The organism is Saccharopolyspora antimicrobica, from assembly GCF_003635025.1.
GTDB lineage: Bacteria > Actinomycetota > Actinomycetes > Mycobacteriales > Pseudonocardiaceae > Saccharopolyspora > Saccharopolyspora antimicrobica.
Map to the genome: position 1 here is coordinate 3,617,725 of NZ_RBXX01000002.1, position 25,403 is coordinate 3,643,127.

Sequence of the window (25,403 nt, forward strand, 5' to 3'; positions counted from 1 at the left end):
CCCAAAGGGGGCAAGTCATGCAACATCGCGACTAGACCCCTGTCCATCCTTGATCCGATCCGCCTGAGCGCCAAGGCTGTGACCATGAAACTACGCAAGGTGTCCGGCTGTGAAGACAAGACATGTCCCACCGTGTACGTCTCGGACCGGGGCACCGCCGTGGTACAGGGCGATCACGTGGCCGGTGCAGAGGGGCTGGTACTTGGCGAGGGTGAGACGGCTGTCGAACTGCCCCCTGAGGTCATCCTCGATGCGGTATCGGCGCTAGTCGAGTCCGGTGTGAGCACAGACGTCGTTCAGCGGCTCAGGGAGACACTGAAGTGATTCTGACCGGCGAGCAGTTCAGCGCGCGGTTCGACAACTGCCAACGGTCCGCATGGCGGTTCGAGTGTCAACCGACGTACGCCATGCAACGGGAGCAGGAGAACCTAAGACGTTGGCGTGCAGGGGAACCGAAGCCCGAGGGGCACAATGCGGTTTGGCACGAGACGGTGCAGGAGATCGCGACTTCCGGCCGGACCATCGGCCGTGTCCGCACCGTCCGTAAGCCGCTCACGGAGTATCAGAGGTTTCAGCTTGCTTGGGCCATCCCCGGCAACGTCGAAGCCGGGGAGGACGTCAGGATTCTGGACCTGACGAACCTCGTCCTGGACTTGCCGGCCCATGACTTCTGGTTGTTCGACGAAACGACCGTGGTTGATCTGAACTTCAACTCTGATGGAACCCTGCTCAACATCGACCAGCGAGAAAACCCGGACCTGACCCAGTACCTCAAGTGGCGAGACACGGCATTGAGTCACGCCGTGTCGTTGAGCGAGTGGAATGCTCGAGCCTGACGCAGAACAGCAGCAACGCAAGAACCTTGCGGACACGCTGAGGCAGCTACGCAAAGCGGCCGGACTCTCTGGTGAGAGGCTGGCCGTTCGTGCTGCCATGTCTCAATCGAAAGTCAGCCGGATCGAATCTGGCAAGACCCTGCCGACCGTCGCTGATGTTGAACGCATCATGACGGCGCTCGACGTGCAACCAGCCGCTAGAGATGAACTCCTGGCGCTTGCTCGTTCAGCAAACGTCGAATACACGTCGCTACGATCATCCGCGCGGCAAGGAATCTGGCGAAGCCAAGCCGAGATCAAGGCGCTCACAGAATCAGCCTCAGTCGTCCGCCAGTTCTTGCCGGCTATCCCCTCCGGGCTGATCCAGACGCGCGACTATGCGCGTGCTGTACTTACTCCTGGTGTTGAGGGCAGGCCAGCACGAGACATTGACCGTGCCGTACAGGCGAGGTTGGATAGTCAGGGTTCGCTCAACGACGAGTCTCGCCGATTCTGTTTCTTGCTCACCGAGCAGGCCGTAAGGCTCAAGCGTGCCGCAGCTAGCGTCATGGTCGAACAGCTGCAGCACATGGCAGGGGCGTCCCAGCGGCCGAACGTGGACCTAGCGATCCTTCCTAACGCTGCTCTGGTGAACGCCTCACCGCTAAACGTGTTCGTCGCGTACGACGATCGACTAGTGCTTGCCGAAATTTTCGCAGGCGAGGTAGCGCTACGCGACTACCGGGACATCATGTACCACCTCAACATATTCGAACACTTCTACGAACGTGCGCTGACCGGCGAAGATGCAAGGCGGGTTCTTAAGTCTGCCGCTGATCAGTTTATGCGAACACGCGACTAAAGCTGCTCCCGCTGGCCGGGGTCCCCGATAATCAAGGTGGAAAATTCGGAAGGCTTCGAATGCGTACATGGTTGTGTCGTTGGAAGGGGCGGTCGCGAAAGCGTCGGTAGCTGGTGAAGAGCCTGAATCGCCCAGATTGGCGGGAGATGAGGGAGCGACGTGGGTGGGTGCAGCTGTGACATTCCTTCCGCCTAATAACCTGCTTGGCGCGTTCGCTGATACGTAGGGGGCTGGTTTCGCAGATGGAAGCGTTCGAGCGAGCGAACCTCGATGCATACTTCGGCCGGATCGTTGCTCAAGTTCCTGCGGCCGAGCGGTCAAGCTCATTCTTGATCACGCACGTGCTGCCCGAGCGTCCCGCGTTCGTTCGGGCCGTGGGCCGCCTGACCGACCTGCGCGCTGTGCTGCCCAAGCCGAAGTCGATCGACACCGTCGCGGCACGTCAGGTCGAGGCGGACGGTTACGTGTGCGATCGACTCTCGCGTGATCTCTTCAGTGACGCAGACCGTGCCGTCGACTACCTGGAAGCGCGAGCTGCGGGGAGGCCGGTGGTCTTGCTGGATGTCGGCGGGTACTTCGCGCCGATCCTGACCGAGTTGTGCGACCGTTTCTCGGGGGAAGTTCTCGGCGTAGTGGAGGACACCGAGAACGGGCACCAGCGATACCAAGATCTGAAGCTACCGTGTCCAGTCATCTCGGTGGCGCGGTCACCGCTCAAGGACCCCGAGGACTACCTGGTCGGGCAGTCTGTCGTATTCAGCGCCGAAGCCCTCATGCGCAGCCGGGGCGACATCCTGCACGGCCGGAACGCACTGGTGATCGGCTTTGGCAAGCTGGGCAGCTCGATCGCTCGCCTGCTTCACGTCAAGGGGGTCCGCGTTACCGTGTATGACATCGACCCCGTACGCCGAACTCAGGCCCTCTCGCAGGGGTTCACGGTGGCCCGAGACTGCCGGTCCGCGCTCGTGGACGCGGGACTCGTGCTCTGCGCCACCGGCCGCTTGTCGTTGCGCGGCGAAGACTTCCCACAGCTCAGGAACGGCGCGTACGTCGCCACCGTCACGAGCAGCGAGGACGAACTGGAACTGGACGGACTCGCGGAGGTGTACGACCAGAACCCGATCACCGATGACATCACCCGGTACATGACGATCGGCCACTACTTCTACCTCCTGAACAAGGGAAACGCGGTGAATTTTCTCCACGGCGCGAGTGTGGGGCCGTTCATCTTCCTGGTCCAGGCCGAGATCCTTGCCGCTGCTGCCAGGCTTTCTCAGCGCGACCTGGAGCCCGGTATGCACGAGGTGGCCGATTGCCGACCCATGATCGCCGCAACGTGGCTGAACTACTTCAACAGGTGAACAGATGCCGATCACACACGAACACATCTCCCGGACGGTCAAGGCCTACCAGACGGCCCGGCCCGAATGCGTTGACGAACTCAACATGATCACGGACCTACTCGACGCGGGCGTGGACATCACTCCTCGCACTGAGTTCCGTGGGCATGCCACGGCTGGCGCCGTCCTCGTCAACGACGAGGGGCTGGTCCTGCACATCCATCACAAGGGACTCGGCCGCTGGCTCTTGCCTGGTGGTCACCTCGAACCCGGTGATGAGTCGCTGCGCTGCGCAGCGCGGCGAGAACTGAGCGAGGAGACCGGGTTCGACCTGGAGCAGGTATCAGAGGGCGGGGAAGATCCGGTCCACGTCGACGTTCACCTGATCCCTGCGAACCCGGCGAAGGGCGAACCCGACCACCACCACTTCGACTTCCGGTTCCTGTTCCGCACCAGCGGCGACGCGGGTGAATTGCAGGCCGAGGAAGTGACTGGAGCCGACTGGTTCGGCGTCGATGCCCTGCCGAGCCCGCTTCGCGACCACGTACGTGCGGCCATCGTCTAGATCCAGACACGAAGTGGCCCGCTGACGGACAGCTGGACGCGAGGTGTCCTGCGTGGCTTCAGGTGAGGGCGAGGAGGCTGACGGCGACGGCCGCCGTGCCCAGGCCGAGGAGTTGGCCGCGGTGGATCCGTTCGGCGAGGACGCCTCGGGCGAGCAGTACCGTGCCCGCCGGGTAGAGGGCGACGACCACGGCCACGACGGCCAGGTTGCCGCTGCGGGCTGCGAGCAGGAACAGCAGGTTCGCCACGGAGTCCAGCGCTCCCGCCGTCGCCGAGATCGCGTACGCCGGGCGCTCGGGGCCCAGTCTGCGGTGCAGCAAGGCCGCCGCCGTCAAGGTGATGGCCGAGGAGACCGCGCGGCCGACGATCAGCGGAGCCACTCCGCTGTCGGAGGGCGCCTGGTGCAAGAAGATCAGCTGCAGGGCGATGGCCGCACCCGCGCCGAGAGCCAGCAGCAGGGCAGTGCGCGACGGGCGGGCCGAGCCCGCACCGGGTCCGGCGCTGACCAGCACCACCGCCGCCAGCGCGAGCGGCAGGCCCACCAGCCCGGCGGCGGCCAGGTGCTCGCCCTGCAGCAGTCCCGCGCCGACCGGCAGCACGGCGGAGACCAGCGCGGTCACCGGGGACAGGACGTTCATCGGGCCGATCGCCAGGGTGCGGTAGAGCAGGACGAACGCTGCGGTCGATGCGACGCCCGATGCGGCACCCCAGCCGATTGCGGCCGTGCTGAAGGAGGCGCCGAGCAGCGGCCACAGCAGCAGCTCGACCACGAGACTGGCCGGCGCGGCGATCATCACGGTGCGCAGCACGTGGGCCTTGCGCGCGCCGACGCCGCCGAGGAAGTCGGCGCACCCGTAAGCGAGCGAGCTGCCCAGTGCCAGCAGCAGAGCGATCACGGAAAATCCCCTAGAATCAGCAGAACGACCCGACGGTACATCAGACTGACCGAGTGGGGCAACCAACCGACCGCGCGGTGCAATCGATTGGTCGGCTGCGAGAGGGTGATCAGATGGCCGAGACGGCCGAAGCGCTGCGAACGGTCGCGCACAACGTCCGGGCGGCGCGGGTGCGCGCAGGCCTTTCCTTGGAAGAGCTCAGCCGCCGCGCCCAGGTCAGCAAGGGTGCGCTGGTGGGCCTGGAGAAGGCGCAGGGCAACCCCAACCTGGCCACCCTGGTCCGGCTGGCCGACACGCTCGGCATCTCGGTGTCGGCCCTGATGCAGGGGCCGGCGGAAGGCCGGGTCCGCGTCGTGGCCGCCGCCGACGTCGAGCCGCTGTGGACCGGGGAGCGGGGCGGCGAGGGCCGGCTCGTGCTGACGACCTCAGGCCGGGCCCCCGTCGAGGTGTGGCGCTGGCAGCTGGAGCCGGACGAGGAGTACTCGAGCCATCCGCACCAGGCCGGAGTCGTGGAGACCGTCAACGTCATCGCGGGCCGGATGACCCTGGTCGTCGACGGGGTCGAGCACGCCGTCGAGGCCGGGCAGACGGCCACGTTCGACGGCGACACCGAGCACGTCTACCGGGGCTCCGGCACCGGGACCTGCCACCTGATCATGACGGTCCAGCTGCCACCGGCCGCCACGGCCTGACCGGCGCGCGAAAGATCCTGCGGGAGCGTCATTCCCACCAGAAGGACCAGGTCCGGCGGCCCCGGATCTCCTGGGCGTAGGCCTCGATCGTGCCCGTCTCCTGGAGGATCCGGTCCGGGCAGAAGGTCCAGTGCTCCGCGGCCACCGCTGCCGCGTGGTCCGGGTCCTGGGGCGGGGCCGCGACGCTGAGGTCGAGGCGGTCCGGGCCGAGGCGGAGGAGGCGGGCGCCGAAGCGCTCCTCCCAGCTCCGCGCCATCGCCGACAGACCCGCCGTGCGGGACACGTGGTTGGCCGCGCCCGACCAGCCCAGAGCGGTCAGGACGTCGGCGCCCCGGTGCACCGGGATCAGGGCCAGGCGGATGTCCTCGCCGATGAACTTCGGGAGCTGCTGGTTGGCCAGGATGTCCGGGTCCGCCAGCAGGTTCCCGGCCGGGGCCGGGCCGGGGCAGTGGTAGTCGAACGGGGCGAGGACTTCCAGGTCGTAGGCAGGCCCGAGCTCGTCGTCGGCCTGCACCAGGCCGTCCCAGATCCGGGCCATCACGTCGACCACCCGCCAGCGGTCGATGTGGTCCAGCGGTTCCGGCGGTACGACGCCGACGGTGCAGCGCTCGCCGTAGACCTCGTCGTTGTCGCACAGCAGCAGCGGCCACAAGCCGCTCTGCCGGTGCTCGGCGCGCAGCGCGGCGACCAGCTGCGGAGCCGGCGGCTCATCGCTGATCCAGCACAGCGGCGCCGGCGCGGCGGCCATCATCGTCTGCTCGGTGAGGATCTCGCCGGGCGGCAGCGGTACCGACACCCCGGTGCCGAACACCGCGGACAGATCGGCCGGTGCCCCCGCCTCCCGGTCGTCTCGCAACACTTCACCGCCTCCTCGCCGGACGCCCCTCATCGCGACCACCTTAGAGCCTGCCCCTCGTCGTCCAACGCCTGGCGCGACGAGCCTCCGCGCTATTCGGCGGAAAGGCCCGGCACCAGCACGATCCGCCCGGTTTCCCGGCCGGAGATGTGCAGGTCCAGGGCCCGCGCGGCGGCTTCCAGCGGGAACCGGCCCGCGATCCGCGGCCGCAACTGTCCACTGGCGACCATTCGGAGCAGCTGCTCCAGGTCCGCGCGGAACCGCTCGTTGGACTTGATGGCGTACAGGCGGCACCGCCGGTCACCGGTGCTGCCGAGCAGTCGCAGCACTTCCCACTTGGCGATCCGCCCGGCCGTCTTCAGGTAGGGAACCCACCAGGGGCCGGAGTCGTGCAGGGTTCGCGCGCTGCCGTAGGAGACCAGGGTGCCGCCGGGGGCGAGCATCCGCCACGACTCGTCCAGGCTCGTCGGCCCGAGCGGGTCGAAGATCGCGTCCACCCCTCCCGGCGCGAGTTCGGCCACCCGGCTGCGGACGTCGGACGTGCGGTGGTCGATCAGCTCGATGCCCAGTCCGGCGAGGGCCTCGTGCCTGCGGGCGGACGCCGTTGCGAGCACCCGCAACCCGGCGTTCACCGCGAGCTGCGAGAGCAGGATCCCGACGCCGCCGCCGACGCCGTGCACCAGGACTGTCTGTCCACTGCGGACGTTACCGGCGCGAAGCAGCTGCTGGGCGGTGACCCCGTTGAGCACCACCGCGACCGCGTCCGCGGCGGCCAGCTCGGCGGGCACGGCGACCAGGTCCCGGGCGCGGAGCTCGACGTGCTCGGCCCACGCGCCGGTGACCGGCAGCGCCGCCACCCGCTGTCCGACGCGCCACCCGGTCACCTCCGGGCCGACCGCCACGATCTCGCCGACCAGGTCGTAGCCGGGCACGAACGGGTTCCGCGGCTGCGCCGGGTAGCGCCCGTGCAGCATCTGGACCTCGGCGAAGGCGACCCCGGCGGCCTCGGTGCGCACCAGCACCCGGTGCGGGCCGGGCGGGTGGACCGGGCTGGTCCGGGTGGCGACGACCTCCGTGCCGCCCCGTCCGGTGAACACGACCTCGATGCCGCTGCTGGGCACCGCCATGACGACCTCCGCTGGCAGACGCTCGACGCTGCGCGCGAGCGTCGCGAGGTCCGCACTGTACCGGGGTCGGGGTGCGCAGTTGGGGACTGCGGCCGGTCCGGGTGGGACCGCACCGGCCGCTGCGGGTCAGCGCCCCTGGTGGGGCACGTGGGCTTCGATCTCGCAGTCGCCGCCCGGGTACACCAGGCCTTCGTGCCCGTCCTTGAAGCGTACGAAGTACGGTGGCGCCCCGTCCGGTCCGCGAACCTCCAGGATCTCGGCGATCTGATCGGCCTCGTCGACGTGCTTGCTGTGCACGTGCAGTTGGTCACCCACGGCTGCTCTCATGCCCATCACCTCCGCGGACCCAGACTAAGTGACCGGGGCCACACCTCGCAGGGTGCGGAGGGTGCTCAGCCGCCGACCTTCGAGCAGGTCGTGGCGACCTCCTGGTACTTCTCCAGCTGGGCGGTGGCCCAGTCGGCGCTGGCGTCCAGGTCGATCCGGCCCTCGGCGACCTGCTGCACCGACTGCTGCACGTCGAGCAGGTTCTGCCGCAGCGTCTGGTCGGCGGTCTTCTCGGCCAGCTGGCCGAGCTCGTCGACCTTGGCCTGGGCGTCGGCCTTGGCCTGCTCCGGGTCGGCGAAGTTGGGCATGAAGCTCGCGACGTTGAGCGCTTGCAGGCAGGCGTTCGCGGTGTCGAGGCTCTCCTGTGCGTTCTGGAGCTGCTCGTTGGCGTTCTCCAGGCCCTGCTGCGCTTCCTGCACCTGGCCGCACGCGGCCAGGCCGACCAGCACCGGCAGCGACAGCGCCACTGCCACGAACTTCTTTCGAGCTCGCATCTTCCCTCCGGGGCTCCAAGAGGCGCCGATCAGCGGCGCCTCTCTTGTACCCTATCGGCCGTCGCTCACCTGATGGGCGAAATGTCGTGTCCTCCGAGATTTTCGGCGATCATTTCGCGCGGCGGGCCACGGGCGATCCGGAGATCACAGGTTGATCCACGCCATGACCTCCGGCGGCAGGTCGAGCTGGGCGAGCCAGGGCGCCGCGCCGATCCGGTAGAGCACCACCGAGCTCAGCACCACCGCCGCGATGGTCAGGCCCGGGCCGATCAGCGCCATCTCCACCTTGCCGCCGGTGCGCATCCGCATCGGCTTCGGCGGGGCCACCGGGTACCAGGTCTTGCCGCCCAGCGGCACCGGCCACAGCATCGGGCAGCCCTGCTCGGTGATCGCGTCGCCGATGAAGTGCGCGATGCAGCCGATCATCACCGCGACGCCGAAGGCCGCCGGGTTGGTCGGCTGGTCTCCCGCCCACGCCCAGCAGGCCACCGTGAGCAGCAGCGATGCCACCGTGATCAGGATCGCGTCCGAGCTCGACGACCAGGTGTGCATGATGCCGCGGACCGCGAGGCCGGCGAAGAAGAACATCAGGATGGCGACCGCGGCGCTCTCGCTGGTCTGCACGATGGCCGTGGTGATCAGCCCGGCGAGCACCGCGAAGACCACGGTGTGCGTGAAACCGCGGTGGGTGCCCTCGCGATCGCTGTCGCGCTTGGTGCGGGTGAGGCGGTAGAGGAAGCCGCTGAAGCCGCTGATCCCGGCCGACGCCCCGCGCGAGATGGCGCCGAAGGTGCTGGCCACGGTCGACTTCGGGTGGTCGATGTCGGGCAGCAGTGCCGCACCGGAGGCCAGCGTGGCCCCCACCACCCAGGTCTTCGGGGATAATTGCCCCAGCGCGTGCGAATCGGCCAGGGCGGTCACGGCCGCCCATGCGGCCAAGCCGCTCATCGCGTGCGTCGGTCCGGTCGCCACGCCGCCCCCTCCTTGATCGCCTGCGTCGGTGGTCGAGCCTAGAAGAAGATCACGACACGAGGACGACGCGCCGAACAGTGGCGCATCGCGCGCGGATACGGGTGGTGGTCGGCGCGGGCCAGAGGGCACAATCGAACCCGATAGCAGTACGCTCGTACCGCTTGCATTCTCGCGAGAGGAGCACCCCGCCACATGAGCAAGATCAAGGTCCAGGGCACCGTAGCCGAGCTCGACGGCGATGAGATGACCAGGATCATCTGGTCCTTCATCAAGGACAAGCTGGTCCACCCCTACCTGGACATCAACCTCGACTACTACGACCTCGGCATCGAGCACCGGGACGCCACCGACGACCAGGTCACCGTCGACGCGGCGAACGCGATCGCCAAGCACGGCGTCGGCGTCAAGTGCGCCACCATCACCCCGGACGAGGCCCGGGTTGAGGAATTCGGCCTGAAGAAGATGTGGCGGAGCCCGAACGGGACGATCCGCAACATCCTCGGCGGCGTCATCTTCCGCGAGCCGATCGTCATCTCCAACATCCCGCGCTACGTGCCGACCTGGACCAAGCCGATCGTCATCGGCCGTCACGCGCACGGTGACCAGTACAAGGCCAGCGACTTCAAGGTCCCCGGCCCGGGCACCGTCACGATGACCTACACGCCGGAGGACGGCAGCGAGCCGATCGAGTTCGAGGTCGCCAAGTTCGGTGAGGACGGCGGCGTCGCGATGGGCATGTACAACTACCGCAAGTCCATCGAGGAGTTCGCGCGCGCGTCGTTCCGCTACGGCCTGGAGCGCAACTTCCCGGTCTACATGTCGACCAAGAACACGATCCTGAAGGCCTACGACGGCATGTTCAAGGACGTGTTCCAGGAGATCTTCGACGCCGAGTACAAGGCCGAGTTCGACGCCAAGGGCATCACCTACGAGCACCGGCTGATCGACGACATGGTCGCCAGCGCCCTGAAGTGGGAGGGCGGCTACGTCTGGGCCTGCAAGAACTACGACGGTGACGTCCAGTCCGACACCGTGGCGCAGGGCTTCGGCTCGCTGGGCCTGATGACCTCGGTGCTGATGACCGCGGACGGCAAGGTGGAGGCCGAGGCCGCGCACGGCACGGTCACCCGCCACTACCGCCAGCACCAGCAGGGCAAGCCGACCTCGACGAACCCGATCGCGTCGATCTTCGCCTGGACCCGGGGCCTGCAGCACCGCGGCAAGCTGGACTCCACCCCCGAGGTCGTCGGCTTCGCCGACACCCTGGAGCGGGTCGTCATCGAGACCGTCGAGAGCGGCAAGATGACCAAGGACCTGGCGCTGCTCGTCGGCGGCGACCAGCAGTACCAGACCACCGAGGAGTTCCTCGCGACGCTGGACGAGAACCTGCAGAAGAAGATGGCCAACGGCTGACCTTCGGCAGCTGAACGCGAACGCCGCTCCCACCAGGGGGCGGCGTTTTCGCTTTCCACCGGGACTACTGCCTGCGCACGGGTGACACACGGGCTGTTGAACGGGGCGTGCTGAGGGGTGCTTCGGTTTCCGCCGGGCCGGGTCGGCGCTGAAGCTGGGGTGTAGTGCCTGACCAGGAGGTTTGCCGTGTTCTTCGTGCCCCGCTCACTGCTGCTCGTCGGTGCCGGTGCGATCGGCGCGATCTACTTGATGAGCGCGAACCAGGCCGGTAGCGCCCCCGAAGTCGCCGAGCCCTGCGCCTTCCACGTCGCCGCCGACGTGCTCAACGTCCGCTCCGGGCCCAACGCCGCGGACGGCAAGGTCGGCGCCCTGCGGCAGGGCGAGCAGGTGGAGGCGCTGCCCAACGTCGTGGACGGCTTCCGGGAGCTCGGCGGCGGCCGCTGGGCGGCGCAGCAGTTCCTGCTCCCGGCGCCGGGGAGCAGCTGCGCACCGTGATTGCCCGGGGTGGTGCGAAGCCGCGATCGGGGTTCCGTTAAGCTCTACGGCACGCGGTCAACACCGCCCCGCGCGATTAGCTCAGCGGGAGAGCACTACCTTGACACGGTAGGGGTCACTGGTTCAATCCCAGTATCGCGCACCAGCTGCGGGAAACCCTCGTCGACGCTCAACGTCGACGGGGGTTTTCCATTTGTGGTCGCTGATCGGCCACTCCGGCTTGTCGCGCGCTGCCCGCGGCTGTTCGTCGTGCGGATCTCCCGCGGTGCCGGAGGGGTGAGCAGGACGGAAGTCCGGGCAAAATCCGCGCCGGCGAACCGCTTTCGCTCCGGTGTGCGTGCCACCGTGGACGTGGGAGAACGGCGGCACTCCTGATGCCGCCGAGCTGGCCGCTGGGCACGTCGGACACCGGAGAAGTTCGTGGTGGTGCTATCCCCGGCCTCGCCGAATGCCGTCCGCCTCGGGCAGTCCGAAGCAGTCGGCTCCGAAATTGCGGACACCGCACCGGTTTTCGGCGTAGACTCGCCGAGGTCCCGATCTTCGGCAGGCGGGACACGGGGGTATCGCGACCGGGAGAACGGTCGGTGAACACCTCCCGTTTCCCCGGATCCCCAGAATGAGGCAGCGGCGTGCCGTCGAATCCGCACGACCGCGGTCAGCGCGGCAACGGTCTGCTGGCCGCGCTGGCCGGGTTGACGCTCCTGCTCGGAGTGCTTGCCGTGCTCGCGCCGGTGAAGGCCGACGCACCGCTGGTCACCTGGCCGCGCGCCGGTGACCCGACACCGTCGACGGTGCTGCCGCTCTCGCCGTACCGGCCGCTGGACTTCACCGCCACCATCCCGTGCGAAACGCTGCGCACCAGCGCGGGCGCGGCGCTGCGCACGCACGCCCCGGACAATCCCGGCCTGGAAGCGACCGCCGAAGCAGGTCGAGCGCGCTTCCTGGTCGACGGCAGCGAGATCCTCGCCGATCCGCTGCGCGCGACGTGCGAGTACCAGGTGGTCGCCGACGCCGGCGGCATCCGCATCTCCCGGGACGGCGCGCTCCTGGTGTCCCGGCCGGATCTGCTGCCGCCGCAGGTCTCCGAGCTGTCCACCACCGGTTCGACCGACGGCCTCGAAGTCGCGCTGCACACCGACGCGCGCTACGAATCCTCGCCCACCGCGCTGAAGATCGCGCTCCTGCTGGCGCATGCGGCGTGCCTGATCGTGCTGCTGGTGCTGGCCTGGCGGCGGTGGCGCGGCAGGCAGTCGATGCGCGGCCTGACGATCCCCCGCTTCGCCGCCGCCGATGCGGTGCTGGTGCTGGTCGCCGCGGCGTGGGTGCTGCTCGGGCCGGTGAACATGGACGACGGCTGGTACCTGATGATGGCTCGCAACGCGAGCGAATCCGGTTACCTCGGCAACTTCGTCTACATGTTCAACACGACGGAGAACCCGTTCGTGGCCAGCCAATACCTGCTGCAGTGGTGGGGCGAGCTCGGCGGCTGGTCGCTCTGGTGGATGCGCCTGGTCCCGATGTTCTGCGGGATCGTGACCTGGGTGCTGCTGCGCATCGTCCTCGCCACCCTGCTCGGCCGCGCCGCCCACCTCCGCGCGGTGCCCTGGGCGCTGCTGGTCGCGCACCTGGTCTGGTTCCTGTCCTACGGCATGTCGCTGCGCCCGGAACCGCTGATCGTGGTCTTCGCGGCGGCGGCGCTGCTCTTCGCCGAGGCCGCGAACCTGCGGCACTCGATCGGTGCGCTGGCGGTGGCGACGATGTTCGCGGCGCTGGCCATGACGGTCTCGCCGTCCGGCCTGGTCGCGGCCGCGCCGCTGGTGCTGTGCCTGCCGTGGCTGCTGCGCTGGCTGCGCCGCCAGCCCTGGTCGGGGCGGATCGCCGCGGTGCTGCTGGCGGTGGCGTCGGCGACCGTCGTGGTGCCGGTGGGTTTCGCCGACGCGACCCTGGGCGACGTCCTCGAGGCGACCGACGTCCACCGCTGGTACTACCTGTCCTTCCCCTGGTACGAGGAGTTCGAGCACTACAAGACGATGCTCAACACGGCAGGCTGGGCGCGTCGGCTGCCGGTGCTGCTGACGCTGGCGATCGTCGCCGTCGTGGCGCTGGCCAGCGGACGCGGCGGGATGGGCCGGGACCCGATCCGCCGCCTGCTGCTCACCAGCGCGATCACCACCGCGATCGCGCTGGTGCTGATCGCGTTCAGCCCGACGAAGTGGGTCAGCCACTTCCACGCGGTGGCCGCCGCGCCGACGGTGCTGCTGGCGGCGGCGCTGCTGCGCTCGCCGCTGCCGCGACGCGCCGGACCGGTGGTCGTGGGCGCGAGCCTGATGCTGATCATCGGCGCGGTGTCGCTGAGCTTCGCCGGGGACAACTGGTGGGTACCGTTCTCCGACGCCGGGCAGCGCTTCGGCGAACACCTCAACCGGGATTCGCAGACCAACAACCTCGAACCGCACATCGGCCCGCTCTACCTGCGAAATCCGCTGCTGTGGATCGGAGTCGCGGTGGTGGCGTTCGGCTGGGCGAAGTGGCGCCGCCGCCACGGCCGGCCGGTGCGCCTGGGCCCGGACCGCGCGGTGCTGGGCGCTGCGTCGGTCGGCGCGGTGCTGCTGATGATCGCGTTGTTCAGCTACGCGCCGATCGGCCAGGCCCCGGGCTGGACGATCGCGCGCTCCGGTGCGCAAACCCTCTTCGGCGACGGCTGCGGTCTGGCCAGCGATGTCCGCGTGCAGCTGCCGTCCGGGCGGCTCGGCGCGCCGAGCGAGCCGGAGCTCGCCGGTGACTTCCAGGTCGGCAACGTGCTGCCGACCGGCCCGTGGTCGGAGCCCACGACGATCTGGAACACCGACCGCCCGGACGGCACGACACCGGGCGTCGGCAAGCTGGTCACCGGCTGGTACCCGCTGTCCGGCCAGGGCACGCACGTGACGGTGCCGGTGGCCGGGCTGCTCTCGGGCCAGGGGCTGAAGGTCGAGTTCGCCGCTGCCGGCGGGGTCGTCGAGCAGCAGCTGCACCCGGAGCTGCGCCGGTCCGCGCTGCGCGAGTGGCAGCAGCTCGCGACGCCGATCCCGGCGGGAGCGCAGTCGGTGCGGGTCGTCGCGACCGACCAGGTGACCGGAGCGCGGTCCTGGCTGGCGGTCGCGGAACCGAAGACGACCGAATCCCGCCCGATCACCGAGCTCACCAGCGGCCGCGCGGTGCTGGCCAACCACATCAACGCGCCGCTGTGGCCCTGCGTCGACCAGGTCGGCATCCGCCACGGCATCACCGACACCCCGGCGGTGCGGCTGACCGCCGACGAAGGGCTGCCGCCGGAGTGGCTGGACAACATCAGCTACCTGGAGTGGGGCGGCGCCTGGATGCAGCCGACCAGGGAGTGGACGCAGACCCGGCTGGCCGCGGAACTTCCCGGCGGCCCGCCGCGGTTGCCGTGGGGCAACGTGTTCGTGGTCCGCTACCAGCACCCGGTGGGCCGCTACGACCTGACCGTGTCGCAGGAGACCAGGTGGGGCTGGACGCGGCTGCCGACGCTGGCCGACAACGACTACCCGGTCATCGCGCGCAACGCCGGAGTGCAGAAGCCCGACGTCGACCGGTGAGCCCCTTCGGGCAGTCGTCCTTCCCCGCAGTTCTCCAAAGCGCTTGCCGGTGGCGGAGATCGGCCGGCACCGGGATATGAACCGGGGGTTGCTCCAGCACTTCCCGGAAAAGAGCTCTGCCGATGTCGCGACGCACTGCTCCTGCCGGGGCCGAAGAGCGGTTCTCCGCCCGCACTTCGCCGCCGCCCGGCCCCCTACACGCCGCGTGTCCGAGCGGATACTGTGGCGGGAAAGTCGACCGGGAGAAGCGGGTTCGAAGGATGACGCAGGCTGATCGAGGCCCGGACCACCGCATGAACGGGCAGTCCGGCGCTCCGAGGATCCTGGTCGTGGAGGACGATCTCACGGTCGCCCAGGTGGTCACGGGCTACCTGAACCGGGCGGGGTGCACGCCGGTGCACGCTTCGGACGGCGCGATGGGCCTGGAACTGGCGCGGCAGATGGCGCCGGACCTGGTCGTGCTCGACGTGATGCTGCCGGGCCTCGACGGCATCGAGGTGCTGCGCGAGCTGCGCGCCTCCAGCCAGGTCCCGGTCATCATGCTGACCTCGCTCGGCGAGGAGGAGCACCGCTTGCGCGGCCTGGAATCCGGCGCCGACGACTACCTCACCAAACCGTTCAGCCCGCGCGAGCTGGTGCTGCGGGTCCAGTCCGTGCTGCGCCGCACGGCCGCCGTGCCACCGGCCCCGGCCGATGACGTGCTCCGCGCCGGAGACCTGATGGTGGACCGCACGGCGCGGGTGGTCAGCAAGGCCGGCCGCGAGCTGGGCATGACGGTCAAGGAATTCGAGCTGCTGGCGTTCCTGCTCCGCAACGCGGGCCGCGTGGTGCGCCGCGACGAGCTGATGCGCGAGGTCTGGTCGCACGACTTCGGCGATGCCTCCACCGTGACGGTGCACGTCCGGCGGCTGCGGGAGAAGATCGAGGACGACCCGTCCCGCCCGGCGCTGCTGAAGACGGTGTGGGGCGTCGGCTACCGGTTCGACCTCCCAGGGGCCGACGGACGATGAACCTGGCGCTGATCGCACTGATCACGGTGTGCGAATCGCTCGGCGTCGGACTCATCGGCCTGGTCGTCCTGCGGCTGCTCCGCAACTACCCGGTGGGCTACTCGCTGGTGGCGGTCATCATCATCACCGTCGCCGCGATCAACACCAGCACCGTGACCGCAGTGCTCCTGGAGCGCTCGGCGGAGCTGCCCGCCGGGGTGGTGCTCGCGGTCGTGCTGATCGCCGGGGTGGTGGCCATCGGCATCGGGCTGCTGCTCGGCCGGTCGGTGATGAACGGCAGCCGCCGGCTGGCCGACGCCACCCGCTCGCTCGGCCTGCAGCAGCGGTTCCGGCAACCGGAAGACCTGCCGAGCGCCGAGTTCGCCGAGCTGGCGCGCGAGCTCTGGATCACCAGCGACAAGCTCGCGGAGTCCCGGCGGCGCGAGGCCGAATCCCGCCGCCGTGAGCAGGCGCTCGACGCGTCCCGCCGCCAGCTGGTCGCGTGGATCTCGCACGACCTGCGCAGCCCGCTGGCCCGGCTGCGCGCCGTCACCGAGTCCATTGAGGACGGCGTCGTGGACGATCTGCAGGACTACTGCGGGAAGATCCGCGCCGACACCGAGATCCTCTCCGGGATGGTGGACGACCTGTTCGAGCTCTCCCGGATCCAGTCCGGCGTGCTGAACCTGAACCCGCGGCAAGTGGCGCTGGACGACCTGCTCAGCGACGAGGTGGCCGCGCTCGGAGTGGTGGCCGGTGAGCGCGGGATCGATCTGCGGGCCAGGACGATCGAGCCGGTCGTGGTCGACGTCGACGACCGGGCCATCACCCGGGTGTTCAACAACCTGCTGGGCAACGCGATCCGGTACGCGCCGGAAGGCTCGGCGGTGACGGTCGACATCCGCGCGACCGCCGGCTGGGCCGCGGTCTCGGTCAGCGACGAGTGCGGCGGGATCCCGGAAGCCGACCTGGGCTCGGTGTTCGACATGGGCTGGCGGGGCGAGGACAAGCGGACGTTCGGCAGCAGTGGTGGCGGCCTCGGTCTGGCCATCGTGCAGGGCCTCGTGCACGCGCACAGCGGAACGGTGTCGGTCCGCAACGTTCCGGGCGGCTGCTGCTTCGAAGTCCGCCTCCCGCTTTCAGCCCAGTAGGCGGGCGTCCGTGATGCGGCCCTGAATTGCGCTGAACTCCGCTTCGCTGTCATCCGGGGTTGGTACTGTCGCGCCATGCCCGTCTCCGAGGCCGTGCGCAAGCGGATCCGGACGTTCCTCGATGAGGACGACGAGATCCGCTACGTGCTGCCCGCCGACGTCCTGATGAGCGTGCAGCCGAGCGTGCTGGTCGTGGTGAGCCGCAAGGCGATCACCGTGCTCTCGACGGGCTTCTGGTCCAGGAAGCGGCCGAAGTCGGTCCTCGCGCGGCTGCCGCGCAGCACCGTGCTCGGGCCGGTGGACATGCTGCCCTCGCCCTGCTTCCGGATCGACGGCATCGACTACGAGATCGACGAGGAGTACGTCGCGGTGGTCAACGCCGCGGACGCGGAGATCACCTCGCCGCGGGACTTCCCGCCGGATCCGCTTCCCGACCTCTGATCCGCGGACGCGCGATTTCCGTGAATGAGAGTCACATTCTCGTTGTGCGGTAACACGATTGGGAAAGTCCACTGGGGACTGATATCCGATTCGATCACCACGTCGTTACCGATAGCCGCTGGCAACCACTCGTTGTGATGACTCGATGCGAGATTTCCCGACGGCGCTGGTAGAGATCTAACCGGACGTCCGAAATCGCCGTCCACACCCGAAATTTCCTTGCATGGAGGTTATGATGCGCGCTCGCTGGATGCTGGGTGCTCTTGGTGCCATGGCTACGCTCGCGATGGCTCCGGCTATGCCCGCCTCGGCGCAAGCCGAGTGGGGTTACTCCACGGAAATCACGAACGTCGCCAACGGGGCGCACTGGGTCCAGTCCTCTGGCCCGGCTGTCGAAAGCACGAAGCAGCCGCTCCACATGCTGGGCGCACGCGCCCAGTGGAACGTCGAACGGCAGGAGGACGGCACGGTCACCATTCGCAACATGGCCTCCAACCAGTGCGCGGAGAGCCTGCTGGAGCCCAACGCGGCGGTCTTCACCGCGCCCTGCAACAAGTGGGACGAGGCGCAGCGGTGGAGCCTCAGCCACCGCTGGGACGGCTTCGTCATCACGCCGGCTTCGACGCCGCACCTGGCGGTCGTCGCGAGCACTGACGAGTACCGCAGCACCCAGCTGTTCCTCGGCGTTCGCCCGTACGACTCGCAGGACACCCCCAACGCGGTGTTCCGCCTGAACTACTGAGTTCTGCCCGCATTACCCGGGGCGCTCCCATTTCCGCCCCAGTCGGCTCTGAAGCCCGTTGGCCCGGCGCGGTCGTGCCGGACCAGCGGGCTTCGCCGTGTCCGCGTCGAGTCACCGGTTGGTGTGATCACTGGTGTCGCTGCCGGGGCGGAGTCCGCACTTCCCGATAGGTTTCTGCTGCCCGTCGACCGAGCGGGGCGACCGGAAATCCATTGGCATATTCCTGCCGATGCCCTCCCGGTAATTCGGAAGTGCAGTGCAATGAAGGGAATCAATTGATGCGTACTGCTAAGCGCGTGGTCACCGCGGCGGTTCTGGGGCTGCCACTGCTGCTGGGTGTCGCGAGCCCGGCGCTGGCCGCCGACGGCAAGTCCCGGCCGCCGAAGGCGTCGGAAATCCTGAAGCAGGTGCAGTCGCAGGAGACGCAGAACTACACGGTGCAGAACAACATCAACGTCTCGCCGATCACCCAGATCAACAACGGCAAGGGCGAGCAGAACGCGGTGAACTGGGTCGACCAGAGCAACGAGAACGACACCGAGCAGAACGAAGCCGCGATCCAGGACGAATCCTGATTCGCGGCTCGGCTGGATGAGTCTCGCCGGCTAGTTCTGCGCGGCGGTGCCGGTCGCGGCCAGCGGCCGGTCCGGTGAACAACCGTGGTGAGAAGCGCTCAGCATGCGAACTGCTTGGCCCAGCGATCAGTTTCGCCGGGCCAAGCAGTCATTACCACTGTGCTGACTCAGTGGCGGTCAGTGGCGACCTCAGTCCTCGTCTTCCGCGTACTGGCCGGCGTTCTGCTCGGTGGAGCTCGCGTTGGTCTGGTCGACCCAGTTCACCGCGTTCTGCTCGCCCTTGCTACCGACCTGGAACTGGTAGATCGGGGAGTAGTTGGTGTTCTCCTGCTCGGTGCTGGCTTCCTGGTCCTGCTCCTGCTTCTGGACGTCGCCGTGGCACTTCTTCGAGTGGCAGGGCTTGCCGTCGCCGTGGTGACCGTCGGCGAATGCCACGGCCGAAGCGCCGAACAGCAGCGGCAGACCCAGGGCGGTGGCAGCGATGACGCGCTTGGCAGAACGCATGTCGAAAATCCCTTTCATAATGACTTTTGTGAATGGCGACGGATGGAATCCGCACAGCAATGTGGTATGCATCGGCCGTGCGGGGTCCTGGTCGGGATTTGAAAAATCCCGCAGCAGCGGGACTGCCAAAAACATAGCGCGCCTGGAACGGCGTGCAACCCGGAAATATCGGTTCTCACCTCATTTGGTGATCGAGAACGTGAATATTCCGTTGGTCATTTCGCGCTGATGACCGCCGACCGGGCCAGGGTGTTCGCCGTCCGCAGCCGCGCCCCTGCGGTGCCGCTCTGATGTGTTCACTCGCCCGGGCCGTGGTCACCGTGGCAGTGATCAGATTGATGACCGTGGGTTGTTCCGGGTCGGATGTATTCGATTTGTGCGTGCTCGTGCGCCGCACGAGGAGGCGGCGCGGAACTGCTGATTTGTCGATACGAAACCTGCCGGATGCCGTCGAGCGGCGCCGCCATCGGGTTAATTCGGCTTACCGGGAGTCGGTTTTCGCGGTGGACCCGCCGCTGGGTCGGGGTGGCCGTCGTCCTGTCGAAGGACTGCGGAGGCGCGGAGATCGGGCCTGCCGTTCGGCGGTTAGTTGCGATCACCGGATCGGGGCCGCTCGATCGGTGATCATTTCTTGCTCACCCGGAGCGATCGTCTGCGGTGCGGTAAAGAAGAAAAGGGTTTCTTTTCCGCTCGGACGGAGGATGACGCGAAATGTCCGAAATTCGGTTGCTCGGCCGGGCCGCAGCGGGTGTGGCGTGCGCGGTGGCAGTGCTGGTTCCCGGAGTCGCTGCGGCTGCCGGTGGAAACACCGCGGGGCAGAGCACGGTGACGTTGTCGGTCACCGCGACGAACCAGCAGACCAGGTCGGTGACCCTGCACTGCGATCCGGTGGGCGGCGACCACCCGCAGGCTGTCGCGGCGTGCCACCAGCTGCAGCTCGTGGACGGGAACTTCCAGCGCCTGGACGCGCGCACCGCGAGCAACTGCACGAAGGACCGTCGGGGCGTCAGCGCGGAGGCGAAGGGCAACTGGCGGGGCAAGCCGGTGGAATTCCGGCTGTCGGCGGCCAATTCGTGCTCGCTCAAGGCACGCACCGGCGTGCTCTTCGACTTCTGACCGGCGCATTCCCAGGCTTGCCGCGAACGGCAAGGAACGAGGCGTGAAAGCCGCTGCCCCGTGGGCCCCCCTCGCGCACTCCACGGGTCGGAGCCAAGGCGGGCTCGAGCGCCGGGCGTGACTCAGCCCGGCGAGCCGCCTGCGCCTCGTTCTAGGTGGCTCCACCGCGAGGTGGAGCCACCACCACTCGTCGCTCCGGAATTCGGTGTGAGAGGAGAAGAACCCGGTCACAACGCGAATCGGGGAGCAGACCCGCGGTCTGCTCCCCGATTCGCGTCGTCGTGCCGGATCAGCAGCGACCGGTCAGCACCCGGTCGACGACGACAGCGCCGCCGCTGGTGACGACGAGCCGGGAATCCCGGCCGTTGTCGATGCTGATGGCGTTGACCGACGTTCCGCTGCCGGCGACCTCGCCCGCTGCGCGCTCGGTTCCGTCCACCGCGACCGAGTAGCCGACCCGCTGGTCGTCCCTGGCCGTGCTGCGCATCCTCAGCTCGACCGTCGGGTAGGTCTGCCGCAGGTGTGCCGGGATGATCGGCGAGTCGAGGCGCAGGCACTGCACCTGACCCACCTCGACGCGCAGCGGTGGCCCGGCGGGCCCAGCCGGTGCGGCGAACGCCGGGCCGCTGGCCGCCAGCGCTCCCAACGCGGCCAGAAAGACTGCTGCCTCGCGGTGAATTCCCATGATCTTCCTCCTCGCGGTACTTCCGTGCCGGGATCGCTAAGGAACGCTAGGGGTGCACCGCCCGGCGCGCACGGCGAAACCGTTCACGCCGAGTTCGCGCGAAAGTGCTTGCTTCGTCGCGAAAGCCCCGTGATCCGTCCTTGATCGTTTCGTGATCGGGGCGATCTTACTTCGTGATCTTTGTTGCGGCAGGCGAGTTTCTTCATCTGATCAGTTGAGTTGCGCTCTTGATGAACGATGCATTGAACGACGCAGTGTGATCGCGCAGCCGCCCGGGTGGCGGGTGATCCTCTTTGGTGTGGCAGGAAATGCGGAACACGCGGAATCGATGGCAACGTATGTCGTGCCGGTCGGCGCACCCCCAAATCCCGGGAAATACTCGGGATTACTGCCGACCGGTGATGATCCGGTCATGGATGGGAGTCCAAGGAAAATGCGTACTTCGCTTCGTCTCATCGGTGTCACTGCTGCTTGCGCCACCGTGCTGGCCATCGGCTCGCCCGCCTTCGCCGGCGGCGGCAAGGGGCACGGCAAGGGCAAGGGCGACGACCACGCGTCGTCCCAGGCCTACGGTGGCAACGGTCAGGGCGGCAACGGTGGCCTGGGCGTGAACGTCCTCAGCGGCCTGAGCATCCTGTCGAGCGGTGACGGCGGGAACGCGTCGGCCGGTAACGGTGGCGCGGGTGTCGGCGGCGACGCCACCTCCGTCGCGGCGAACGACTGACGACGGCGGGCAACGCCGTAGCGTCTGGTTGACGAAGTATGCCGATCCGCTTCGCGCGGGTCGGCATACTTCATTTTTCCTGAAGTTTCCCGGTCTTTTCGGCACCGTGACGGGAAAGATCGTTCGCTCCTACGGGTGATCAACGCTGCGCTTCGCATGTCGGTGTGCTCGCCCTGCGGGTTCCGGTGGGAAGGTCCACGCGTCGGTCCGGGTTGTTTCCGCCGGAGAGGTGCGGAGAGCCTGACGGCACTGGTTCCCAATCCGATTGGAGTCATGCAGTGCGCAGTACTGTGCGTGTCCTGTTCGCCGGTCTGTCCGTGGCCGGAGTGCTCGCTCTGGCGGCGTCCCCGGCCTTCGCGGCGAAGAATGACAAGGAGTCCGACGACGACTCCACGGTTACCGCGGCCGCGGAAGGCGGCGACGGCGGTCACGCCGGCAACGGCGGCTTCGGCATCAACGTCTGCCCGGCGATCGGTGTGCTGGCCCCGGCTTCTGCCGAGTGCGGCGCGGGCAACGGCGGCAGCGCCAACGGCGGCGACGCCGACGCCTACGCCGAGGACGACAGCAAGGACAGGGTGTACAAGCGCAGCAAGTAAGCGTTGCGACCCGGGTGCTGGTTCGCACTGTCCGCACCCGGGCCCCGCAGCGGAAATGGGTCGGCTCCCCCCGGGAAGCCGACCCATTCTCGTGTCAGGGCGCGGAAAGCACCGCCGTTCAGTCGTCCTCGTCGCCGCCCTGGGCGGAGACCGACTCGGAACCGTCGGCGCTCGAACCGTTCGTCCCGCCCGAACACTCGATGGTGATCGGGTTGCTGGCCTGGAGCAGCCGGCAGACGCCCAGCCCGCGGCCTTGTTCGCCGGGGCTGCCCGCGGTGCCGCGCTCGGCATCGGCGGAGGACTCGGCGAGGCCGTCGGGAGCGATGACGAGGCTCGGAGCGATCACACCGAGACCGAGCACGGCGGCACTGCCGAGCAGGCGGAACGTGGTCACCGCCCCGCCTCGCAGTCCCGCTCGTCCGCGGTTCGCAGTGGTGGTCGCGTTCGGGGGAGCGGTCTTGCGTTCGAGGATCTCTCGGGGCTGGGTTGAGCGAAGGTGCCCTGAGGTGCGGTTGGTTGGGGTTGGCACGGGGCAGCTCACTCTTCCTCGTCGTCCCGGCTGTCGTCCTCGGCGTAGGCGTCCGCGTCGCCGCCGTCGGCGCTGCCGCCGTTGCCCGCGCCGCAGCTGGCCTCGGCCTTGGCCAGCAGGCCGATCGCCGGGCAGACGTTGATGCCGAAACCGCCGTTGCCGGCGTGACCGCCGTTGCCGCCTTCCGCGGCGGCGGTGACGGTCGAGTCGTCGTCGGACTTCTTGTCCTTCGCGGCGAGCGCCGGGCTGGCGCCCATCGCGAGCAGCCCGGTGGCGGCTGCGCCGGCGAGGAGGACACGAATCGTGGTGCGCACTTGGGAAACTCCGATCTGACTGATTGCCGTTCTGCGTCGAAACGGCCGTGGGTCCCGTCCTTCGGACCCGGCCGCGTGAGACGCGGACAACCTTCCACCGGCATGATCGAATGCACGGCCAACACGCCGGGGCGCGTTGGCCGACCACACTTTCGTTTAAGTAGTCGGCTCAGCCCCCGGCCATGGCGCCCACGATCAGGTACGGCTCCGCACCGGCGGCGACCTCCGGCGGGAGCGGGGAGTCCGGTGATTCGTGCGAGAGGTCCTGCTCGCAGGCGAAGAAGCGGATGAACGCGCGGCGCTGCTGCGTCTCGCGGTCGCGAACAGCGCCGCGCAGCACGGGATATCGCGCTTCCAGTGCGTCGAGCACCGTGCGCTGCGTCGGTCGCCCGTCGAGGTCGAGGACGACCTCGCGGTCGGTGATCCCGGCCAGCGTGCGCAGGTGGTTGGGGAGCCGGACGCGGATCATGGCAGCGTTTGCACCTCCACGGAGAGCACCGTCGGCAGGTCGCGGACGATCGGCCGCCAGCTGTCGCCGGCGTCGGCCGATGCGTAGACCTGGCCGCCGGTGGTGCCGAAGTAGACACCGCACTCGTCGAGCGCGTCGACCGCCATCGCATCGCGGAGAACGTTGACGTAGCAATGACTTTGCGGCAGCCCGTCGGTCAGCGGCTCCCACTCGCCGCCTCCGGTCCGGCTGCGGTACACGCGCAGCTTGCCCTCCGGCGGGTAGTGCTGCTCGTCGCTCTTGATCGGCACCACGTAGACGGTGTCCGGCTCGTGCGCGTGCACGTCGATCGGGAAGCCGAAGTCCGTCGGCAGATCGCCGCTGATCTCGTACCAGGACTCGCCGGCGTCATCGCTGCGCATCACGTCCCAGTGCTTCTGCATGAACAGCACGTCCGGGCGATCGCGGTGGACGGCCAGGCGGTGCACGCAGTGGCCGACCTCGGCATCCGGCGACGGGATGCCCTCCGAGCGCAGGCCGCGGTTGATCGGCTTCCAGGTCTGGCCGCCGTCGTCGGTGCGGAAAGCGCCCGCCGCGGAGATGGCGGTGTAGAAGCGGTTGGCGTCGTCCGGCGCCTGGATGATCGTGTGCAGGCACATGCCGCCGGCGCCGGGCTGCCAGCCGGAGGCCGATCCGTGCTGGCGCAGGCCGGGCAGCTCGTGCCAGCTCCGCCCGCCGTCGGTGGTGCGGAACAGGGCGGCGTCCTCGGCTCCGGCGTAGGCGGTGTCCGGATCGGTGGGCGACGGTTCGAGGTGCCAGATGCGGGTGAACTTCCACGGCTGCTGGCTGCCGTCGAACCACTGGTGGGTGCCGGGCGTTCCCTCGTAGGCGAAGTGGTTGTCGACCGGCTGCCAGCTCCGGCCGCCGTCGTCGGAGCGCTGGATCTGCTGGCCGAACCAGCCCAGCGACATCGAGGCGTAGATCCGGTCGGGATCGGCGGGGGAGCCCTTGAGGTGGTAGAGCTCCCAGCCGCCGAAGTGCGGCCCGCTGATGTCCCACTCCTGCCGCTTGCCGTCCGCGGTCAGGACGAACGCACCCTTGCGGGTGCCCACGAGTACTCGGACGCGACTCATCGCTAGCTCCCTGGAAGCTCTTCGGCCCGGCTGTTCGGGCCCGGTTGGATCGGTCGGGGGTACTGTCTACTCCGTTCACGCGCATCTCGCGCGGTCGTTCCGCCCAGGTAGACCTGCTCCGGGCGCGTTTTTCACCGCTGCCCGCTGTTGTCAGACAAGACGGTGGTGATGTGTCGCATACCCGTTTGACTGCCGGGACGGGGCTCTCCTAACTTGTCTGACAACAGCGAGGGAGTTCGGCATGGCGGCCAGGCGTCCGCAGCGGCGACCGGTCGTGGAGCTCTACGAGCGGATCGTCGAGGCGATCCGGCGGGGTACCTACCCGCCGGGTTCGACGCTGCCCGCCGAACCGGAACTCGCCGCCGACCTCGGGGTGAGCCGCCCGGCGCTGCGCGAAGCGCTGATCCTGCTGCAGGAGGACGGTGTGATCACCGTCCGGCGCGGCGTGGGCCGCACCGTCAACGCCCGCCCGGCCCGGCGCGGCTTCGAGCGGCTGCAACCGGTCGAGCAGCTGCTCGGCGGGGACGGCGCGGTGGTCCAGCCGCTGGTCCGGGCGGTGGAGGAGCCGACGGACCTGGTCATGCAGCACCTGCCGGTCCCGGCGCGCTGCGAGATCAGGTTCTGGGAGAGCGTCGTCGCCGTCGACGGGGTGCCGAGCTGCCTGGTGGAGGAGTGGTGCGTGCCCGACGAGGCGCTGGCCGCCGTCGACCCTGCCCTCCCCGGTGCGCTGACCACCGCCGGAGCGCAGCCGCGCACGATGCTGCACGCGGTCACCGCCTTGCACCTGCCGCTCAGCGGCACGAGCTCGCTGACCGCGACCGTGCTCGGACGGCGTCGCGGCGAGGTGCTGGGGCGGTCGGCGGACACCCCGGTCGTGCTGATCACACAGGTCGTGTCGGTGGAGAGCGCTCCGCTGATCGCGGCGAAGTACGCGCTGCCCAGCGGCGCACCGGGCATCCCGGTGCGCCAGTCCCGATGACCCGAAGCAGAAAGGCGCGGCAACC

At 68.6% G+C, this 25,403-nt stretch carries 30 protein-coding genes and 1 tRNA gene; 19 read left to right on the forward strand and 12 right to left on the reverse strand.

What is annotated here, in order from left to right; all coding sequences use genetic code 11:
• The first annotated feature begins 84 nt into the window (after window positions 1-84).
• The 5 genes from ATL45_RS17650 (at window position 85) to ATL45_RS17670 (ending at window position 3,582) form a co-directional block, all read left to right on the forward strand.
• A complete protein-coding gene (locus ATL45_RS17650; protein ID WP_211841534.1) occupies window positions 85-324 on the forward strand; it encodes a hypothetical protein in 240 nt (79 codons plus the stop codon).
• Window positions 321-836: a DUF6879 family protein gene (locus ATL45_RS17655; protein ID WP_093154993.1), complete on the forward strand. Its 516-nt coding sequence runs from the start codon at window positions 321-323 to the stop codon at window positions 834-836. Before ATL45_RS17650 ends, ATL45_RS17655 begins: the two co-directional genes overlap by 4 nt.
• Window positions 823-1,677: a helix-turn-helix domain-containing protein gene (locus tag ATL45_RS17660; RefSeq protein ID WP_093154991.1), complete on the forward strand. Its 855-nt coding sequence runs from the start codon at window positions 823-825 to the stop codon at window positions 1,675-1,677. Before ATL45_RS17655 ends, ATL45_RS17660 begins: the two co-directional genes overlap by 14 nt.
• A gap of 242 nt (window positions 1,678-1,919) precedes the next feature.
• The gene (locus tag ATL45_RS17665; RefSeq protein ID WP_121505357.1) at window positions 1,920-3,038 is read left to right on the forward strand and encodes an adenosylhomocysteinase; all 1,119 of its coding nucleotides are present in this window, start codon (window positions 1,920-1,922) and stop codon (window positions 3,036-3,038) included.
• Window positions 3,039-3,042: 4 nt separating this feature from the next.
• Window positions 3,043-3,582, forward strand: coding sequence for an NUDIX hydrolase (locus ATL45_RS17670; protein WP_093157345.1), 540 nt, complete (start codon window positions 3,043-3,045; stop codon window positions 3,580-3,582).
• Window positions 3,583-3,640: 58 nt separating this feature from the next.
• On the opposite strand, the gene ATL45_RS17675 is transcribed toward ATL45_RS17670, so the two are convergent.
• Window positions 3,641-4,477, reverse strand: coding sequence for an EamA family transporter (locus tag ATL45_RS17675; protein ID WP_093157343.1), 837 nt, complete (start codon window positions 4,475-4,477; stop codon window positions 3,641-3,643).
• Between the two features lie 113 nt (window positions 4,478-4,590).
• Between ATL45_RS17675 and ATL45_RS17680 the strand changes: the two genes are divergently transcribed.
• Window positions 4,591-5,169, forward strand: a complete 579-nt coding sequence (locus ATL45_RS17680) for a helix-turn-helix domain-containing protein (RefSeq protein WP_093157342.1) — start codon at window positions 4,591-4,593, stop codon at window positions 5,167-5,169.
• Between the two features lie 28 nt (window positions 5,170-5,197).
• On the opposite strand, the gene ATL45_RS17685 is transcribed toward ATL45_RS17680, so the two are convergent.
• The 5 genes from ATL45_RS17685 to ATL45_RS17705 all read right to left on the reverse strand — a co-directional run bounded on the left by ATL45_RS17685 (window position 5,198) and on the right by ATL45_RS17705 (window position 8,945).
• Window positions 5,198-6,028: a DUF4253 domain-containing protein gene (locus tag ATL45_RS17685; protein ID WP_246025405.1), complete on the reverse strand. Its 831-nt coding sequence runs from the start codon at window positions 6,026-6,028 to the stop codon at window positions 5,198-5,200.
• 89 nt (window positions 6,029-6,117) lie between these two features.
• Complete coding sequence (locus ATL45_RS17690; RefSeq protein ID WP_093157339.1) at window positions 6,118-7,152, reverse strand: zinc-binding dehydrogenase; 1,035 nt, start codon at window positions 7,150-7,152, stop codon at window positions 6,118-6,120.
• 126 nt (window positions 7,153-7,278) lie between these two features.
• A complete protein-coding gene (locus tag ATL45_RS17695) occupies window positions 7,279-7,479 on the reverse strand; it encodes a DUF1918 domain-containing protein (RefSeq protein WP_093157337.1) in 201 nt (66 codons plus the stop codon).
• 65 nt (window positions 7,480-7,544) lie between these two features.
• On the reverse strand, window positions 7,545-7,973 hold the full coding sequence (locus ATL45_RS17700) for a DUF8711 family protein (RefSeq protein ID WP_093157336.1): 429 nt from the start codon (window positions 7,971-7,973) through the stop codon (window positions 7,545-7,547).
• Between the two features lie 144 nt (window positions 7,974-8,117).
• The gene (locus ATL45_RS17705; RefSeq protein WP_093157334.1) at window positions 8,118-8,945 is read right to left on the reverse strand and encodes a metal-dependent hydrolase; all 828 of its coding nucleotides are present in this window, start codon (window positions 8,943-8,945) and stop codon (window positions 8,118-8,120) included.
• A gap of 192 nt (window positions 8,946-9,137) precedes the next feature.
• Between ATL45_RS17705 and ATL45_RS17710 the strand changes: the two genes are divergently transcribed.
• The 9 genes from ATL45_RS17710 to ATL45_RS17750 all read left to right on the forward strand — a co-directional run bounded on the left by ATL45_RS17710 (window position 9,138) and on the right by ATL45_RS17750 (window position 18,350).
• Window positions 9,138-10,358: an NADP-dependent isocitrate dehydrogenase gene (locus tag ATL45_RS17710; RefSeq protein ID WP_093157333.1), complete on the forward strand. Its 1,221-nt coding sequence runs from the start codon at window positions 9,138-9,140 to the stop codon at window positions 10,356-10,358.
• A 186-nt stretch (window positions 10,359-10,544) separates the two neighbouring features.
• Entirely contained in the window at window positions 10,545-10,853 is a 309-nt protein-coding gene (locus tag ATL45_RS17715; RefSeq protein ID WP_093157332.1) for an SH3 domain-containing protein, read from the forward strand.
• Window positions 10,854-10,923: 70 nt separating this feature from the next.
• Window positions 10,924-10,998, forward strand: a tRNA-Val gene (locus tag ATL45_RS17720).
• Window positions 10,999-11,482: 484 nt separating this feature from the next.
• Window positions 11,483-14,452, forward strand: coding sequence for an arabinosyltransferase domain-containing protein (locus ATL45_RS17725; RefSeq protein ID WP_093157330.1), 2,970 nt, complete (start codon window positions 11,483-11,485; stop codon window positions 14,450-14,452).
• A 260-nt stretch (window positions 14,453-14,712) separates the two neighbouring features.
• Window positions 14,713-15,462 (forward strand): response regulator transcription factor, encoded by a 750-nt coding sequence (locus ATL45_RS17730; protein WP_246025406.1) that lies wholly within the window; start codon window positions 14,713-14,715, stop codon window positions 15,460-15,462.
• The gene (locus ATL45_RS17735) at window positions 15,459-16,592 is read left to right on the forward strand and encodes a sensor histidine kinase (protein WP_093157327.1); all 1,134 of its coding nucleotides are present in this window, start codon (window positions 15,459-15,461) and stop codon (window positions 16,590-16,592) included. The genes ATL45_RS17730 and ATL45_RS17735 overlap by 4 nt, the downstream gene beginning before the upstream one ends.
• Window positions 16,593-16,667: 75 nt before the next feature.
• Complete coding sequence (locus ATL45_RS17740; protein WP_093157326.1) at window positions 16,668-17,033, forward strand: hypothetical protein; 366 nt, start codon at window positions 16,668-16,670, stop codon at window positions 17,031-17,033.
• A gap of 418 nt (window positions 17,034-17,451) precedes the next feature.
• The gene (locus ATL45_RS38895) at window positions 17,452-17,775 is read left to right on the forward strand and encodes an RICIN domain-containing protein (RefSeq protein WP_170210265.1); all 324 of its coding nucleotides are present in this window, start codon (window positions 17,452-17,454) and stop codon (window positions 17,773-17,775) included.
• A gap of 278 nt (window positions 17,776-18,053) precedes the next feature.
• Entirely contained in the window at window positions 18,054-18,350 is a 297-nt protein-coding gene (locus ATL45_RS17750) for a hypothetical protein (protein WP_093157323.1), read from the forward strand.
• Window positions 18,351-18,539: 189 nt separating this feature from the next.
• On the opposite strand, the gene ATL45_RS17755 is transcribed toward ATL45_RS17750, so the two are convergent.
• On the reverse strand, window positions 18,540-18,854 hold the full coding sequence (locus ATL45_RS17755; RefSeq protein ID WP_093157321.1) for a hypothetical protein: 315 nt from the start codon (window positions 18,852-18,854) through the stop codon (window positions 18,540-18,542).
• A 711-nt stretch (window positions 18,855-19,565) separates the two neighbouring features.
• Here ATL45_RS17755 and ATL45_RS17760 point away from each other — a divergent pair.
• Window positions 19,566-19,970, forward strand: coding sequence for an SSI family serine proteinase inhibitor (locus ATL45_RS17760; protein ID WP_093157320.1), 405 nt, complete (start codon window positions 19,566-19,568; stop codon window positions 19,968-19,970).
• A 289-nt stretch (window positions 19,971-20,259) separates the two neighbouring features.
• Here the strand turns inward: ATL45_RS17760 and ATL45_RS17765 are convergent, their stop codons facing one another.
• A complete protein-coding gene (locus tag ATL45_RS17765) occupies window positions 20,260-20,655 on the reverse strand; it encodes a hypothetical protein (RefSeq protein ID WP_121505359.1) in 396 nt (131 codons plus the stop codon).
• Window positions 20,656-20,806: 151 nt separating this feature from the next.
• Between ATL45_RS17765 and ATL45_RS39690 the strand changes: the two genes are divergently transcribed.
• Both ATL45_RS39690 and ATL45_RS17775 read left to right on the forward strand, forming a co-directional pair.
• Window positions 20,807-21,379, forward strand: coding sequence for a hypothetical protein (locus ATL45_RS39690; protein WP_246025407.1), 573 nt, complete (start codon window positions 20,807-20,809; stop codon window positions 21,377-21,379).
• A 278-nt stretch (window positions 21,380-21,657) separates the two neighbouring features.
• Window positions 21,658-21,975 (forward strand): hypothetical protein, encoded by a 318-nt coding sequence (locus tag ATL45_RS17775; RefSeq protein ID WP_177242051.1) that lies wholly within the window; start codon window positions 21,658-21,660, stop codon window positions 21,973-21,975.
• A gap of 118 nt (window positions 21,976-22,093) precedes the next feature.
• Here ATL45_RS17775 and ATL45_RS17780 read toward each other — a convergent pair whose 3' ends face one another.
• From ATL45_RS17780 to ATL45_RS17795, 4 genes are all read right to left on the reverse strand, one after another.
• Window positions 22,094-22,369 carry a hypothetical protein gene (locus ATL45_RS17780; RefSeq protein WP_093157315.1) on the reverse strand — a complete coding sequence of 92 codons (276 nt, stop codon included), beginning with the start codon at window positions 22,367-22,369 and terminating at the stop codon, window positions 22,094-22,096.
• A gap of 143 nt (window positions 22,370-22,512) precedes the next feature.
• Window positions 22,513-22,818 carry a hypothetical protein gene (locus tag ATL45_RS17785; protein ID WP_170210266.1) on the reverse strand — a complete coding sequence of 102 codons (306 nt, stop codon included), beginning with the start codon at window positions 22,816-22,818 and terminating at the stop codon, window positions 22,513-22,515.
• A 169-nt stretch (window positions 22,819-22,987) separates the two neighbouring features.
• A complete protein-coding gene (locus ATL45_RS17790) occupies window positions 22,988-23,287 on the reverse strand; it encodes a MoaD/ThiS family protein (protein ID WP_093157313.1) in 300 nt (99 codons plus the stop codon).
• The gene (locus ATL45_RS17795; RefSeq protein ID WP_093157312.1) at window positions 23,284-24,399 is read right to left on the reverse strand and encodes a WD40/YVTN/BNR-like repeat-containing protein; all 1,116 of its coding nucleotides are present in this window, start codon (window positions 24,397-24,399) and stop codon (window positions 23,284-23,286) included. Before ATL45_RS17795 ends, ATL45_RS17790 begins: the two co-directional genes overlap by 4 nt.
• Before the next feature lie 241 nt (window positions 24,400-24,640).
• Between ATL45_RS17795 and ATL45_RS17800 the strand changes: the two genes are divergently transcribed.
• Window positions 24,641-25,378 carry a GntR family transcriptional regulator gene (locus ATL45_RS17800; RefSeq protein ID WP_093157310.1) on the forward strand — a complete coding sequence of 246 codons (738 nt, stop codon included), beginning with the start codon at window positions 24,641-24,643 and terminating at the stop codon, window positions 25,376-25,378.
• Window positions 25,379-25,403 lie beyond the last annotated feature (25 nt).